General features: G+C 59.8%; 14 protein-coding genes. 5 read left to right on the top strand and 9 right to left on the bottom strand.

Going from position 1 to position 14,242, the window contains the following annotated elements:
• The first annotated feature begins 30 nt into the window (after positions 1–30).
• From hpf to ACYZT3_RS05490, 4 genes are read left to right on the top strand one after another with little or no spacing between them, the layout of a single operon-like run.
• Positions 31–339 carry a ribosome hibernation-promoting factor, HPF/YfiA family gene (gene hpf / locus ACYZT3_RS05505; RefSeq protein ID WP_007941242.1) on the top strand — a complete coding sequence of 103 codons (309 nt, stop codon included), beginning with the start codon at positions 31–33 and terminating at the stop codon, positions 337–339.
• A 12-nt stretch (positions 340–351) separates the two neighbouring features.
• Positions 352–816 (top strand): PTS IIA-like nitrogen regulatory protein PtsN, encoded by a 465-nt coding sequence (ptsN, locus tag ACYZT3_RS05500; RefSeq protein WP_282375088.1) that lies wholly within the window; start codon positions 352–354, stop codon positions 814–816.
• A gap of 2 nt (positions 817–818) precedes the next feature.
• A complete protein-coding gene (gene rapZ, locus ACYZT3_RS05495; protein WP_282375087.1) occupies positions 819–1,676 on the top strand; it encodes an RNase adapter RapZ in 858 nt (285 codons plus the stop codon).
• 15 nt (positions 1,677–1,691) lie between these two features.
• On the top strand, positions 1,692–1,967 hold the full coding sequence (locus ACYZT3_RS05490; RefSeq protein ID WP_282375086.1) for an HPr family phosphocarrier protein: 276 nt from the start codon (positions 1,692–1,694) through the stop codon (positions 1,965–1,967).
• 8 nt (positions 1,968–1,975) lie between these two features.
• On the opposite strand, the gene ACYZT3_RS05485 is transcribed toward ACYZT3_RS05490, so the two are convergent.
• From ACYZT3_RS05485 to pmbA, 6 genes are all read right to left on the bottom strand, one after another.
• Positions 1,976–2,869, bottom strand: a complete 894-nt coding sequence (locus tag ACYZT3_RS05485) for a ZIP family metal transporter (protein WP_462031664.1) — start codon at positions 2,867–2,869, stop codon at positions 1,976–1,978.
• Between the two features lie 30 nt (positions 2,870–2,899).
• Positions 2,900–3,511, bottom strand: a complete 612-nt coding sequence (locus tag ACYZT3_RS05480; protein ID WP_462031663.1) for a superoxide dismutase — start codon at positions 3,509–3,511, stop codon at positions 2,900–2,902.
• A 2-nt stretch (positions 3,512–3,513) separates the two neighbouring features.
• Positions 3,514–3,942 (bottom strand): hypothetical protein, encoded by a 429-nt coding sequence (locus ACYZT3_RS05475; RefSeq protein ID WP_462031662.1) that lies wholly within the window; start codon positions 3,940–3,942, stop codon positions 3,514–3,516.
• 27 nt (positions 3,943–3,969) lie between these two features.
• Positions 3,970–5,346, bottom strand: a complete 1,377-nt coding sequence (locus tag ACYZT3_RS05470) for a class II fumarate hydratase (RefSeq protein WP_282375081.1) — start codon at positions 5,344–5,346, stop codon at positions 3,970–3,972.
• Positions 5,339–5,734, bottom strand: coding sequence for a FagA protein (locus tag ACYZT3_RS05465; protein WP_282375080.1), 396 nt, complete (start codon positions 5,732–5,734; stop codon positions 5,339–5,341). Before ACYZT3_RS05465 ends, ACYZT3_RS05470 begins: the two co-directional genes overlap by 8 nt.
• A gap of 135 nt (positions 5,735–5,869) precedes the next feature.
• Positions 5,870–7,216, bottom strand: a complete 1,347-nt coding sequence (gene pmbA / locus ACYZT3_RS05460) for a metalloprotease PmbA (protein WP_462031661.1) — start codon at positions 7,214–7,216, stop codon at positions 5,870–5,872.
• Positions 7,217–7,324: 108 nt separating this feature from the next.
• Here pmbA and yjgA point away from each other — a divergent pair, with 108 nt between their 5' ends.
• The gene (gene yjgA / locus ACYZT3_RS05455; protein WP_282375075.1) at positions 7,325–7,849 is read left to right on the top strand and encodes a ribosome biogenesis factor YjgA; all 525 of its coding nucleotides are present in this window, start codon (positions 7,325–7,327) and stop codon (positions 7,847–7,849) included.
• A gap of 48 nt (positions 7,850–7,897) precedes the next feature.
• Here yjgA and tldD read toward each other — a convergent pair whose 3' ends face one another.
• From tldD to ACYZT3_RS05440, 3 genes are all read right to left on the bottom strand, one after another.
• Positions 7,898–9,340 carry a metalloprotease TldD gene (gene tldD / locus ACYZT3_RS05450; protein WP_282375074.1) on the bottom strand — a complete coding sequence of 481 codons (1,443 nt, stop codon included), beginning with the start codon at positions 9,338–9,340 and terminating at the stop codon, positions 7,898–7,900.
• 5 nt (positions 9,341–9,345) lie between these two features.
• Positions 9,346–10,206: a carbon-nitrogen hydrolase family protein gene (locus ACYZT3_RS05445; protein WP_282375073.1), complete on the bottom strand. Its 861-nt coding sequence runs from the start codon at positions 10,204–10,206 to the stop codon at positions 9,346–9,348.
• A gap of 231 nt (positions 10,207–10,437) precedes the next feature.
• Positions 10,438–14,241 carry a YhdP family protein gene (locus tag ACYZT3_RS05440; RefSeq protein WP_462031660.1) on the bottom strand — a complete coding sequence of 1,268 codons (3,804 nt, stop codon included), beginning with the start codon at positions 14,239–14,241 and terminating at the stop codon, positions 10,438–10,440.
• Position 14,242: the final 1 nt, after the last annotated feature.

Raw genomic sequence — 14,242 nt, 5'->3', positions numbered from 1 at the left:
CTTTATGCACTGGCAACGAAGGAGAGCTGTATGCAAGTCAACATCAGTGGACACCAACTGGAAGTGACCGAACCTCTTCGCACCTACATCGGCGAAAAACTCGAACGATTAGAGAGGCATTTCGACAAGATCACCAACGTGCAAGTCACGATGACGGTCGAAAAGCTCAAGCAGAAAATCGAAGCCACGCTGCATATTCCCGGCAATGAAGTGGTCGCAAATGCGGAGCATACCGACATGTACGCGGCGATCGACGCACTGACCGACAAGCTGGATAAACAACTCAAAAAGCATAAGGAAAAGACCCAAAGCCTCCTCCAGGGCGCGACCGGTCGTTAACACTCCCAACCCATGATCCGACTTGAAAGCATCCTGACCCCCGGCCGTTCCCTCGTGAACGTGCCGGGCGGCAGTAAAAAGAAAGCCCTCGAGCAAATTGCCAACCTTATCCACCGCGAAGTGCCGGATCTGGCGATGCAGGATGTCTTCGAGAGTCTGGTCGCCCGTGAAAAACTCGGTTCCACCGGTTTTGGCAACGGCATCGCCATCCCTCACTGTCGCCTGAAGGGCTGCAACTCGCCCATCAGTGCCTTGATGCACCTCGACGCCCCCATCGATTTCGACGCCATCGACGGTGCCCCGGTTGACCTGCTGTTCGTTCTGCTGGTCCCGCAAGCTGCCACCGATGCGCACCTGGAGCTACTGCGCCAGATCGCCAGCATGCTCGATCGCAAGGAAGTGCGCGAAAAACTGCGCAGCGCCCCGAGCAATGAAGCCTTGTATCAGGTTGTCCTGGACGAGCAAAACGGTCAGTAATCATGCGCTTGATCATCGTCAGTGGCCGCTCCGGCTCAGGTAAAAGTACCGCGCTCGATGTTCTCGAGGACAACGGCTACTACTGCATCGACAACCTTCCCGCCGGCCTGTTGCCGGAACTGGCCGAACGCGCGTTGATTCACACCGAGCTGGCACAACCGCTGGTTGCCGTATCCATCGATGCGCGTAACTTGCCAAGTCACTTGTCGCGTTTTCCGGAGCTGCTGGAAGAAGTGCGCAGCCGGCATATCCAGTGCGATGTGCTTTATCTGGACGCCGACGAAGAAACCTTGCTCAAACGCTTCTCGGAAACCCGCCGGCGTCACCCTCTGAGCAATGCCAATCGCTCGCTGGCCGAAGCCATCAACGATGAAACCAGCCTGCTCGGGCCGATTGCCGACCTCGCCGATCTCAAAGTAAACACCACCAACCTGAACCTGTATCAGCTGCGCGATACCATCAAGCTGCGCCTGCTGAACCAGCCGGAGCCCGGTACTGCGTTTCTGGTGGAGTCTTTTGGTTTCAAGCGTGGCATGCCGGTGGACGCCGATCTGGTGTTCGACGTGCGTTGCCTGCCCAATCCCTATTGGAAGCCGGAATTGCGCGATCATTCCGGGCTCGATCAACCGGTCGCCGAGTACTTGGCGGCACAGCCGGATGTCGAAGAGATGTTCCAGGACATTTCCACGTACTTGCTCAAATGGCTGCCACGCTTCGCCGCCAGCAACCGTGCTTATGTCACCATTGCCATTGGCTGCACCGGCGGACATCACCGCTCCGTCTACCTGACCGAACGTCTGGGCCAGGCCCTGCAAAAAACCCTGAAGAACGTCCAGGTTCGCCACCGCGACCTCAGCTAAAGGATTCACACCGCGATGCCTGCTCTGGAAATTGAAATCATCAACAAACTGGGTTTGCATGCCCGTGCTTCTGCGAAATTCGTTGGCGTCGCCGGTGAGTTCAAGGATTGCACGATCCGGGTCGGACGTACTCCCGAGTCCATGGTAGACGGAAAAAGCATCATGGCCATGATGATGCTCGCTGCCGGCAAGGGAACAATAATTCACCTGAGCACCGAAGGTGAGCAGGCTGACGAAGCTTTGCAGGCTTTGGTGGATTTGATAAAGGACTACTTCGGCGAAGGTGGTTAAGCACTCGCTTAGGCGAGCGCTGTATCCATCACCATCATCAAGCAAAACCCGATCAGCAACCCAAGACTTGCAAGCTTGTCGTGACCATTGCGGCGCGACTCGGGAATGACTTCAGGGGTGACCACCAGCAACATTGCCCCGGCCGCCAGCGCCAACCCCAAGGGCAACAACAGTTCAGCCAGGCTCACCAGCCAAGCGCACAACAGCGCGAAGACTGGTTCGACCAGACCTGATGCAGCACCGATCAGGAACGCCTTGACCCGCGACATCCCTGCCCCGGCCAATACCAGCGCGATTACCAGACCTTCCGGCACATCCTGCAAGGCGATGCCCATGGCCAAGCTATCAGCGTCGGGCATGCCACCACCCGCCGACACACCAACCGCCATGCCTTCGGGGATGTTGTGGGCGATGATGGCAAACACAAACAACCAGATACGCGGTGGGATCACGGGCCGTTCCAGGGAGCCGACCCACATTTGCGGACTGGCTCCGGAGACCTTTCGATCCACCAGAAACAGCCCGAACGCACCCAGCATGATGCCGAAACTGATCAGTCCGCTGGCCGCCCAAGGCGTCAGCCCCAAGTTTTCAGCGGCGGAGATCCCGGGAACGATCAACGAAAAAGCTGTCGCCGCGAGCATCACCCCGGCCCCGAAGCCAAGCAGTGAATCACTGACTGCCTGGGGCATCCGCCGAATCACCAGCACAGGCACCGCGCCCAAGGCAGTGCCCAAGGCGCAGATCGCTCCGCCTTGCAGGGCGCGCAGCAGTTTCGGCTCAAGGTCCAGCCATGCCAGCCCTTGGGCAACCAATAACGTCATACCCGCCAGCAGTAACAGCGATCCGAATGCGTAACGAAACATTCGTCCACTTCCGATCGCCAGTGTTTCAGTGCCCATAGCCAGCCTTGGATTGTTTTTGTAGAAGTCTTAAACCAGTGCAGACTGATAGCGCGTAGCGACTTCAGGCCAATTGATCACGTTGTAGAACGCGTTGATGTATTCCGGGCGACGGTTCTGATAACGCAGGTAATACGCATGCTCCCAAACATCCAGTCCGAGGATTGGCGTATTACCGTTCATCAACGGGCTGTCCTGATTACCGCTGCTTTCAACGACCAGCCTCTTTTGCGGCGTCACACTGAGCCACGCCCAGCCGCTGCCGAAACGCGTCAACGCGGCTTTGGTGAAGGCTTCCTTGAAACTGTCGATACCGCCGAGCTGTTCCTCAATCGCGCTTGCCAATTCACCTTCAGGTTTGCCGCCGCCGTTGGGCGCCATCACTTCCCAGAACAGCGAATGGTTGGCGTGACCACCGCCCTGATTGACTACTGCCGCACGAAGCTTTTCCGGCAGTTGCTGGATGCTGGCCACCAGTTTTTCCACTGGCCACTCGGCAAACTCGGTGCCTTCAACCGCAGCGTTGAGGTTGTTGATGTAGGTCTGGTGGTGCTTGGTGTAGTGGATTTCCATGGTCTGCGCATCGATGTGCGGTTCCAGGGCGTCGTAGGCGTAAGGCAAGGCAGGCAGGGTAAAAGCCATTTTCAATGAACTCCATGATGAAGAGGCGTAGGCGCTACGGCATCGATATGCAGCAAACGATGGGCGCGTGGATACTCGCCGTGTTCGCTGATGAAATTCAGCAGCTCAACGTAGGTTTTGCTGCTCTGGCGCGACGCTGCTTCGCGCAGGGCCGGCGCCAGTCGTGGGTCCTGCATGGTCTGCAACAACCGCTGATGGATGGCGCACAAGTACTCGGCACTCTCCTCCGGCTGGTTCAGACGCAAGTGAAGATCTGCCAGGTTGTGATGGGAAATCACGCAGGCCGCCACCGCCTCGTCGGCATCCGCCCAGCGCTCGAACAACACCTGAGCCAAGGCCAATGCCTGCAAGTAAGCCTCGCGGGCATCGACCAGTTCGCCCAGCATGAAACAGCGATTAGCCCTTTCGATCGTGCGTTTCCAGTGCTCCATGGTGAGCCTCCAAAGCGGTTGCGGTGATTACACGCCGCCTGCGGTGAGTTTTTCCGGGTCCAGCAAGACCTCAAGCTGGCTGCGTGTCAGGTCGGTGTGTTCCAGAGCAACATCAATCACCGGCTGTCCTTGTTGATAGGCCTTCTTGGCGATCTCCGCGGCTTTTTGGTAACCAATGATCGGGTTGAGTGCGGTGACCAGGATCGGGTTGCGCGACAGCGCTTCCTTGAGCCTGGCTTCGTTGACCTTGAAGCTGGCGATGGCCTTTTCACCCAGCAGATGGCTGGAGTTGGCCAGCAACTCGATGCTGCTCAGCAGGTTCTGGGCGATGATCGGCAGCATCACGTTCAGCTCGAAATTACCCGACTGACCGGCGATGGTGATGACCGTGTCATTGCCGATGACTTGGGCGGCGACCATGGCGGTTGCTTCCGGGATCACCGGGTTGACCTTGCCAGGCATGATCGAAGAACCCGGCTGCAAGGCTTCGAGCTCGATTTCACCAAGGCCGGCCAGCGGGCCGGAGTTCATCCAGCGCAGGTCGTTGGCGATTTTCATCAGAGAAACGGCCGTGGCCTTGAGCTGACCCGAAACACTGACCGCCGTGTCCTGGGAGCCAATCAGTGCAAACAGATCCTTACCCGGTTTGAATTGCACCTGCGTCAGCGTGCTCAGTTGCTCACTGAAACGCGCCGCGAATTGCGGATGAGCATTGATTCCGGTGCCCACTGCCGTTCCGCCTTGAGCAAGGGATTGCAGGCTCGGCAGCAGATCTTGCAAATGAACGATGTTGGCCTTGAGCTGCTGCGCCCAACCGTTGAGCACCTGACTCATGCGCACCGGCATGGCGTCCATCAAGTGGGTGCGGCCGGTTTTGACGTGGTGATGAACCTCTTCGGCCTTGCGCTCGATCACCTGTACCAGACGCACCAGCGCCGGCAACAATTGCTCGTGCAACGCCAACGCAGCACTGACGTGAATGGTGGTAGGGATGATGTCGTTGCTGCTTTGGCCACAATTGACGTGATCGTTGGGGCTCACCGGTTCACCCAGCAGACGGCTGGCCAGGGTGGCGATCACTTCGTTGGCGTTCATGTTCGAACTGGTGCCGGAACCGGTCTGGAAGATATCCACCGGAAAATGCTGCATGAAGTCGCTTTGGAGCAGGCCCAGTGCCGCATCGACGATGGCTTTGCCCTGGGATTCGCTGATTTGCTTGAGTTCGACGTTGGCTCGGGCAGCGGCGGCCTTGGCCAGGATCAGCGCACGGATGAACTGCACAGGCATCGGTTTGCCGCTGATGGGGAAGTTATCCACCGCACGCTGGGTTTGTGCGCCATAGAGGGCGTCCACCGGGACCTGAAGTTCGCCCATGCTGTCGCGTTCGATACGAGTTTTACTCATCGGGAAATCCTTGCACCAGTTCTATGAGAGGAATCGAGGGCTGCAACTCGCAGGTCGCCAGTTGCCAGGTGTAGCTCTGCCAGCGCTTGAGGCGGCATTTGCACAGAGAGAGGCGTTCCAGGTCGCGCAACGGGCGCCAGGCCTGGTCCAGACAAAAAGTGCGCCAGTGCCAAGGCAACGCAACATCGGCGGCAGTGTCGAGCAACAAACGCAAAGAAGTTTCGGCGATGGTCCAGGGAGACGTTGCCGTGCAGCAGGCGAGATACCGACCTTCGGCCAGGTAATGTTCGATCAGGCGAGGCTCGTCAGGGTCCATTGCGCAACGGATCTGGCGACTCATCCAGCGCCAGCTTTCGAGGTAAGGCTGCTCGTGCAAGGCAGAACTCATGATCCGGGCTCATTCGGTAATGAGATTTATTATTAGATGATAATGAGAACCAAAACAACCCCGAGAAAATCAATACACAAAAAAGGCGCGCCGCCCAACGATGGGCGGCGCGCCTTTTTGCGTAACGGTTAAGCGTTAGCTACCCGCCACCGTCATCCGTTCGATCAGCACCGAACCTGTGCGAATGTTGCTGCGCAATTCCAGGTCATTACCCACCGCAACGATCTGTTTGAACATGTCACGCATATTGCCAGCGATGGTCACTTCCTGGACCGCAAACTGTATTTCCCCATTCTCGACCCAGTAACCCGCCGCGCCACGGGAGTAATCGCCAGTGACCATGTTCAGGCCCTGGCCCATCAATTCTGTGACCAGCAGGCCGCGGCCCATGCGTCGCAGCAAGGCTGCCTGGTCTTCGTCGCCATGGGTGACGAACAGGTTGTGCACCCCGCCGGCATTGGCGGTGCTCGGCATGCCCAGTTTGCGACCGGAATAGGTGCCGAGGATGTACGACACCAATACGCCGTTTTCGACGAATGGCTTGGCATAAGTCGCCAAACCATCGCCATCAAACGCCGAACTGCCCATCGCACGCATCAAGTGCGGACGCTCATCGAGGGTCAGCCATTCCGGGAACAACTTCTGCCCCAGCGTGCCTTCAAGGAACGACGATTTGCGATACAGGCTGCCACCGGAAATCGCCGAAAGGAAACTGCCGAACAAACCACCGGCCAGTTCCGCGGAAAACAGCACCGGCACTTCGCAGGTCGGTACCGGACGCGCACCCAGACGGCTCGCCGCCCGTTGCGCGGCACGCTGGCCGATGCTCACCGGGTCGGCCAGCAAGCTCCCCTGGCGGTTCACGTCGTACCAGTAATCGCGCTGCATCTGGCCGTCGGCCTCGGCAATCATCACGCAGCTCAAGCTGTGCCGGGTCGACGCGTAACCGCCGATGAAACCGTGACTGTTGCCGTAAACACGGCAGCCCTGGTGGGTGCTGAGGGTGGTGCCGTCGGCGTTCTTGATCCGGCTGTCGGTGGCAAACGCCGCCGCTTCACAGGCCAGGGCCTGCTCGATGGCTTGTTCCGGGGTGATGTCCCATTGATGGAACAGGTCAAAATCCTGCAGATCCTTGGCCATCAGCGCGGCGTCCGCCAGGCCCGAAGCTTCGTCTTCCGACGTGTGCTTGGCGATGGCCAATGCGGCGGCGACGGTTTCGCGAATCGCCTCCGGACCGCTGGCCGACGTGCTGGCCGAGCCTTTGCGCTGGCCAGCGTACAAGGTGATGCCAAAACCCTGATCGCGGTGGAATTCGACGGTTTCGACTTCACGCTGACGCACCGTGGTCGACAGGCCCTGCTCCAGGGACACGGCCACTTCACAGGCACTGGCACCCTGGCGCTTGGCTTCAGCGATGATCTGCTCGACTTGTTCTTGCAGTGCCGGCAACGCTTGTGGGCCGACGCTTTCAACTGCACTCATGCTGTTCTCCACTCAAATTCTGCTTTCGGCTGGGGCCTTCGAGCGACCGGGCCGGACAAGCGGCCCCCGACTGGTTATCATGGCGGCGTTTCTTTGCGGACGGCCACCATGGTTGATTCTTACGACGACTCCCTCGATACGGGAGAAAAAAGCAAATCCCAGGTTAAACGCGAGCTTCATGCTCTGGTTGACCTTGGCGAGCGCCTTACAACACTCAAGCCTGACTTGCTGGCAAAGCTGCCGTTGACCGACGCTTTGCGCCGGGCTCTGGGCGATGCCTCCAAGCACACCGCGAATATCGCGCGTAAACGGCACCTTATGTTCATCGGCAAACTGATGCGCGATCAGGACACTGACGCCATTCTGACTTTGCTCGATCAACTCGATGCCTCCACTCGGCAGTACAACGAACGTTTCCATGGCCTGGAACGCTGGCGCGATCGCTTGATCGCTGGCGACGACGGCGTTCTGGAGAAGTTCGTCATCGACTACCCGGAGGCTGATCGTCAGCAATTGCGCTCCCTGATCCGTCAGGCCCAGCACGAACTGGCGACCAACAAGCCACCGGCATCGAACCGTAAAATCTTCAAGTACATCCGTGAGCTGGACGAGACTCAACGCGGTTTGCGTTAAATCTCGAATCGGGTGAGCTGCATTGCAGTTCACCCGAAGCTCCATTTCTCAAGACCCTGTGCCACCCACAGTGATCGCATCGATTTTCAGGGTTGGCTGGCCGACACCCACCGGTACCGACTGCCCATCCTTGCCACACGTCCCCACGCCGCTGTCCAGCGCCAGATCGTTACCGACCATCGACACCTTGCTCATGGCTTCCGGGCCGTTGCCGATCAACGTCGCGCCTTTGACCGGGGCAGTAATCTTGCCGTCTTCGATCAAGTACGCCTCGCTGGTGGAGAACACGAACTTGCCGCTGGTGATGTCCACCTGACCGCCGCCAAGGTTGGCGCAGTAGATGCCGCGCTTCACCGAGGCGATGATTTCTGCCGGGTCGCTTTCGCCAGCGAGCATGTAGGTGTTGGTCATGCGCGGCATCGGCAGGTGCGCGTAGGATTCGCGGCGACCGTTACCGGTACGGGCCACGCCCATCAGGCGGGCGTTGAGCTTGTCCTGCATGTAGCCTTTGAGTACGCCGTTTTCGATCAGCGTGGTGCACTCGGTCGGCGTGCCTTCATCATCGACGTTCAGGGAACCGCGACGACCGGCCAGCGTGCCGTCATCGACGATGGTGCAAAGTTTGGACGCAACCATCTCGCCCATGCGCCCGCTGTAGGCGGAACTGCCCTTGCGGTTGAAGTCGCCTTCCAGACCGTGGCCGACCGCTTCGTGCAGCAACACGCCGGACCAGCCGGAACCGAGCACCACCGGTAACGTACCGGCCGGCGCCGGGATGGCCTCCAGATTCACCAGTGCCTGACGCAACGCTTCACGGGCATAGCCCATGGCACGGTCATCGCTGAGGAAATAGCGGTAATCGGTACGACCGCCACCGCCATGACCGCCGCGCTCACGACGACCGTTCTGTTCGACGATCACGCTGACGTTAAAGCGCACCAACGGCCGTACATCGGCGGCCAGGCCGCCATCGGTGGAAGCCACGAGGATTCGCTCCCAGACGCCGGCCATGCTCACGGTGACTTGCTGGATACGCGGATCGAGGGCGCGAGTCGCGACGTCGATGCGTTTGAGCAATTCGACCTTCTCGGCACGGGTCATCACTTCCAGTGGGTTGTCCGGCCCGTACAACTGGGCGACATCCTGAGTGGTGAACGCTTGCACCGCGCCGTTCTGCCCGGCGCGGGAGATCGAACGCGCAGCACGGGCCGCAGCGCCAAGGGCTTCGAGGGTAATGGCATTGCTGTAGGCAAAACCGGTTTTCTCACCCGATTGCGCTCGCACACCGACACCTTGGTCGAGATTGAAGCTGCCTTCCTTGACGATCCCGTCTTCCAGCGCCCAGGACTCGGAGATCTGCCCCTGGAAATACAGGTCGGCGGCATCGATGCCAGGGCCGGCCAAATCGCCGAGCACACCTTGCAGGCTCTCGATCGTTACGCCGCCGGGCGCCAGGAGGTGTTCACTGACTGAGGACAACAACTCGCTCATATGCTTTACGCCTTAAATTCGTCGTTCCGGGCAGGTCGCTGTGCGCCCTGCGAGAAAAAGCGCCGGTGACTGGACACCGGCATCCGCGCCCGGATGGACGCCTGTTCGCTGCTATCGCGTTCGGCCAGCAGCACGGCCTCACCTTGGTCCTGCTGCGCCAACACACGTCCCCATGGGTCGATGATTGCCGCATGACCCCAGGTTTCTCGCGGCCCCGGATGGGTTCCACCCTGAGCGGCCGCGAGCACATAACATTGAGTTTCGATGGCCCGCGCGCGAATCAATACATCCCAATGCGCCGCGCCGGTCACCGCGGTAAAGGCCGACGGCGCGGTAATCAACTGCGCACCGGCAGCGCGTAATTCGCTGTACAGCTCCGGGAAGCGCAGGTCGTAACACACGGTCAGCCCGACTCGACCGACGGGCGTGTCCGCCACCACCACCCCACTGCCATAAGCATAGTCATCGGACTCGCGATAACGCCCGCGATTGTCCGCCACATCGACGTCGAAGAGGTGCAACTTGTCATACCGTGCAACGATTTCGCCGTGATCATTCACCAGCAACGAGCAGGCATGCACTTTCGCCATCGGCTGGTCTGCCGGCGGCAACGGCAACGTGCCGGCCACTATCCATAACGTGAGGTCGCGGGCGGTCTGTTTCAACCATGGCAGGATCGGGCCTTCGCCCGACGCCTCGGCGCGGCCGATGTCGCCAATGTCGCGACGGCCCATGGCGGCGAAGTTTTCCGGCAGGACGGCGAGCTGCGCACCACCGGCCGCGGCCTGCTCAAGCAGACGACGGGCCTGGGCCAGGTTGGCCAGCACATCGCTCTGGCTGACCATTTGAATCACCGCTACAGACATGGCCTTTTCCTTATTGAGATTCGTACGACTACCTGTAGCAGCTGGCGCAGCCTGCGTTCGGCTGCGCAGCAGTCGTAAAATCAGGCAACGTGGTCTGTCAGGTAAACCGTGTATCCAGGATTTACGACTGCTGCACAGCCGAACGCAGGCTTCGCCAGCTGCTACAAGGGACTTGCGTCGCCACATAAAAGTCTTTGGCCATGCTACTCCATCGGCCAAAGACATGGCTTTTCAAAAAGGCTTGTCGAAGGTGATTTTCGGCTCTTTCCACGGCCCCTTGACGGTGTATTTTACGCTCGCGAAGCGCGCTACGCGGTCACCGATCAGCTTGTCGATCAGGAACAGCGCGCCACCGATAGCCGGTGCGCCGACAATCAGCGCAGCAATCGGCAGGTTATTGGTCACAGGCAAGGTCACCAGCAACTTGGCATCGACCTTATCGCCCACCAGGTCCAGGGTGCCAGCGAGCTCAATATTGCTCGATGGACCGGTCATCAGGATCGGCTCACGCGTCACGTATACGCCGTTGGTCGCGACCAGCAGGCCTTTGACCCGGTCGTAACTCAAGCCTTTGCCGAACAGGTCGGAGAAGTCCAGGCGCAGCCGGCGGCCGATGGAATTGAAGTTCAGCAAGCCAAACACTCGCAATGCCTGGGCGCTGCCCTCTATTTCAACAAACTGGCCTCTGTTCAGCGAAGCATCGAGGGTTCCGGAGAAGCGCTTGGTAGCCAGCCAGGCTGGCGAACCGGGCCAGCGACCATCGACATCCATATGAAATTCTTCACTGGTGACACTCGGCGCAAAGCCCCAGCCCTTCAGCACATCGGCGAGATTCTTACCGCTGATCCGACCCCTGTACCAACTGCTGCTGGAACCGGGCATGCCTTCCCAACCGCCGCTGCCCTGCAAGAGAATACCCTTGAGGCCCAGATCCAGTGTGGTAAGCGCAATGCCCTTGGCGGTCGGCCGGACTTTCAGGTACCAGGCCCCGACGAGGTCCTTCCCCTGGAAAAGCTGATTGATGGTAACGTCAAGCGCCGGAATCTTCGTCGGATCGACCGTGGCCAGCGGATCTGGCGAGTTTTCGTCGGCCAGGACCGTCGGGTCTGGCGCTGGCAATCGCACGTATTGCAGATTGATCGCAATCGGCGCGGCTTTCGCATCGGGGAGGCTGGCGCTGCCCTTGACCTGCTGACTGTCGAGTTGCAAGGCCCACGCGGCAGGTTTGCGGTTCAACTGTACGGAAACCTGATCGAGCGTGGTCCCGATACCGCTGAGTTTGCCGACCTTGAAGTCCGCGCTGCTGAGCAACTGTTTGGCGCTGCCGCCCGGGTCCTGGCCAGCATACTTGTCCACCAGATCCTTCCACGGGCCGACATCCAGTTCCGACAGTACGCCTCGAACTCGCAAGCCCTTGGCGCCGGGCAACACGGCATTGCCGCCCCCCAGGAACAATTCGCCACGTCCGTCGGCAAAATTGCCGGCCGGTGCCGCAAACGTGAAGCTCGCCAGATCACCGTAGCTGACCCAGTAGCGCCGCTCCGGCCCCTGCAGGGTCATGCGGAACGTGGTGTCGCGGCCCACATCGGCAGCCAAGCCGAACGGCGCCGGCAAATCGATTGCTACGCCCTTGAGGTTGGAGTTGACCATCAATTGACTGTCGGCCCCATCAAGGTTCAGTTGCAGCTGATAAGGGATCACACCGGCCACTGGCAACGGCTGAGTAACGCTCAGCCAGTCAGTAAGCTTCTTGACCTCGACCTGACCCGAGGCGGTAACGCGAGTCTTGAGGTTACCCGGGCTGCCATCGGCAAAAATCTGTGCGGTCACTGGTTTATCAAAGGCGCGCGCGGTGATGTCTTGTCCGCTCAACCCCTTGGTGCTGTCGAAACGGAAATCGCCCTTGAGCTGAGTCAGCTCCAGGGTTGGCTCGGCCAGTTTCAGACGGGCTTTGGCGGTCTTGAAGTTGACGAGGATCTTCGGCTGCTCGCCTTTGACCAGCGGAATATCCAGTTTCAGTTTGCCTTGCAGATCGCCCTCGCCTTCCCAGCCGGCAAAGGTGGTTGCGGTGCCGATCGGTGCTTCCTGGAGAATCTTCAGTCCATCGCCCAGCCCGCCGGCGAACCCACCGTCGAGGAACAGGTGGACGTTTTGCCCCGCAGGCACATGGGGAATATTGACGTAAATGTCGCTGACCTGGGTATTGAGCAACTGACCCTTGCTGGCCAAGACCCGCACGCCGCTGTCTTCAACAAACACATCACCCGTGACCTTGCTGACAGGTGGCCAGCCTGGCTGGAAGGCCAGTTCGGCATCGTGAACCTTGAAGAACAGGCTGATGCTGCGCGCAGTCTCGGCGGCACCGTGGTTCAACGACCCTTGGTACTGGAAGAACCCTTCGTCCACCGCACCTTTGAGAATGGCCGTACGCAGCCATTCGTCCAGCGCCGGGCTGAGCATTTGCGGCAGGTACTTGGCGGTGTATCGACCGTCGCCGTCCACCAGACCGACCCGCAGGTCCATGTAGTCTTCCTGGGTGTGATCGAAATGCAGGCGGATCAGAAAGTCGCCGGCAATCTTGCCTTCTTCACCCAGTACCTTCAGGTACGGTGCGATCAAGGTGAAGGCGTCTTTGTCGAGTTTCCAGGTCAGCCGGGCATTGGCCTGAATGTATTGCCATGGCTTAGCGAAGATCGGGTCCAGATGCAGGGAAAAATCCTTGCTGTCCATGCGCAGCTCGCCACCGCCCAGATCACCGCTGATGCTGCCACTGACATTGCGCGCGGCCGGGGCACCGTGATAGGCATCGAAGCCGACCCGATCCAGATTGGCGGCAAAGCCGAACTTGCTGTCGTCGGTGGCATTGGGCCGGAAGTCGATCAGCACGTTGCGCAGGCCACCTGTCACTTTGAGTCGCTCGACGGCCGTGGCAACGCCTTCGGGCAGCGGCCCCAAGGCATTCAGTACCGGGGTGATCGGGGTGAGGTCAAGGCGGTCAGCTTGCAGATGCCAAAGCTCTTCAATCTTGTCGGTAGCCGCGCTTTGTTTGAGTTGCAGATGCGTTTCCCAGCGGGTATCGCCGAGGTTCATGGCCAGGGAATCCAGGGTGATAAGGACGCCTTCGGCGCCGCGCTGGAAGTAGCCGTTCAGCGCCAGATTATTGATCTTGATCGGCTTGCGCTCAGCGTAGGCACCCTTGAGTTGCGGCGCGTTCAAGCGTATCGCACCACTTTGCAGGGCGCCCTTGCCCCAGCTCACCCAGAGCTCGCCACCGGCCTTGATCTCGGAGAAATTCCATTGCTGGGTCAGGCGCTCAGGCAACCACTTCGACCAGTCGCTTTGTGGCAGGCTCAGATAGGCATCCGCTTCGCCGTCCTTCCACTCGCTGGCGCGTAGACGGGTGCGCAGACTCATGGCCACCGGTTGGCCGTCGGGCAGGGTCAGGCGAACGTCAAGTCGCTGACGCGACGCGCCGGTTCGCAGATTCAGGCCGACGTAAGTCAGGGTCAGGGGCTGCTCTTGCAGAGGCTGCAAAGTGACCTGGCTATCGAGCACCGACAGCCGCTGAACCATTTGCATTCGGTTGAGCAATTGCGCCGGATCCAGCGGCTGATCCTGCTGCACCGGCAAACCTTCCAGCGCCCAATGGCCGTCCTCGCCTTCTTTGAGGCTGATCTTCAGGCCGCTGAGTTCAAGGTGAGCGATGCGTACTTCGCGAGCCAGCAGGCTGGCCCACAGATCCGGCACCACGCGAACCTGATCCAGACGCAGGGCATTGGCGCCCTCGCCGACCATGACGTCGTGAGCCAGCATCATCGGCGCAAAGCCGCTCCAGTTGCCTTCAAGTTTGCCGATACTCAGCGGCATGCCCAAGGCAGCACTGGCTTTAGCTTCGACCTCGGCACGGTACTCGGCCACCAGCGGCGTCAGCTCTCGGCCGAGGCTGACGTACAACGCCATCAACACCAATACCAACGCGCACAGGCCCAGACCCCAGCGGGTCAATGCGGCCAAAATGCGTGTCAGACGCTCCATG

The sequence above is a fragment of the Pseudomonas sp. MDT1-16 genome (assembly GCF_054898115.1).
Note: the sequence above shows the minus strand (reverse complement) of the source record. Positions and strands in the feature narration are given on the sequence as shown.

What these genes read in the sequence shown, in the direction of transcription:
- hpf (WP_007941242.1), top strand. Translation starts at nt 31, where the DNA reads ATGCAAGTCAACATCAGTGGACACCAACTGGAAGTGACCGAACCTCTT.
- ptsN (WP_282375088.1), top strand. Translation starts at nt 352, where the DNA reads ATGATCCGACTTGAAAGCATCCTGACCCCCGGCCGTTCCCTCGTGAAC.
- rapZ (WP_282375087.1), top strand. Translation starts at nt 819, where the DNA reads ATGCGCTTGATCATCGTCAGTGGCCGCTCCGGCTCAGGTAAAAGTACC.
- ACYZT3_RS05490 (WP_282375086.1), top strand. Translation starts at nt 1,692, where the DNA reads ATGCCTGCTCTGGAAATTGAAATCATCAACAAACTGGGTTTGCATGCC.
- ACYZT3_RS05485 (WP_462031664.1), bottom strand. Translation starts at nt 2,869, where the DNA reads ATGGGCACTGAAACACTGGCGATCGGAAGTGGACGAATGTTTCGTTAC.
- ACYZT3_RS05480 (WP_462031663.1), bottom strand. Translation starts at nt 3,511, where the DNA reads ATGGCTTTTACCCTGCCTGCCTTGCCTTACGCCTACGACGCCCTGGAA.
- ACYZT3_RS05475 (WP_462031662.1), bottom strand. Translation starts at nt 3,942, where the DNA reads ATGGAGCACTGGAAACGCACGATCGAAAGGGCTAATCGCTGTTTCATG.
- ACYZT3_RS05470 (WP_282375081.1), bottom strand. Translation starts at nt 5,346, where the DNA reads ATGAGTAAAACTCGTATCGAACGCGACAGCATGGGCGAACTTCAGGTC.
- ACYZT3_RS05465 (WP_282375080.1), bottom strand. Translation starts at nt 5,734, where the DNA reads ATGAGTTCTGCCTTGCACGAGCAGCCTTACCTCGAAAGCTGGCGCTGG.
- pmbA (WP_462031661.1), bottom strand. Translation starts at nt 7,216, where the DNA reads ATGAGTGCAGTTGAAAGCGTCGGCCCACAAGCGTTGCCGGCACTGCAA.
- yjgA (WP_282375075.1), top strand. Translation starts at nt 7,325, where the DNA reads ATGGTTGATTCTTACGACGACTCCCTCGATACGGGAGAAAAAAGCAAA.
- tldD (WP_282375074.1), bottom strand. Translation starts at nt 9,340, where the DNA reads ATGAGCGAGTTGTTGTCCTCAGTCAGTGAACACCTCCTGGCGCCCGGC.
- ACYZT3_RS05445 (WP_282375073.1), bottom strand. Translation starts at nt 10,206, where the DNA reads ATGTCTGTAGCGGTGATTCAAATGGTCAGCCAGAGCGATGTGCTGGCC.
- ACYZT3_RS05440 (WP_462031660.1), bottom strand. Translation starts at nt 14,241, where the DNA reads ATGGAGCGTCTGACACGCATTTTGGCCGCATTGACCCGCTGGGGTCTG.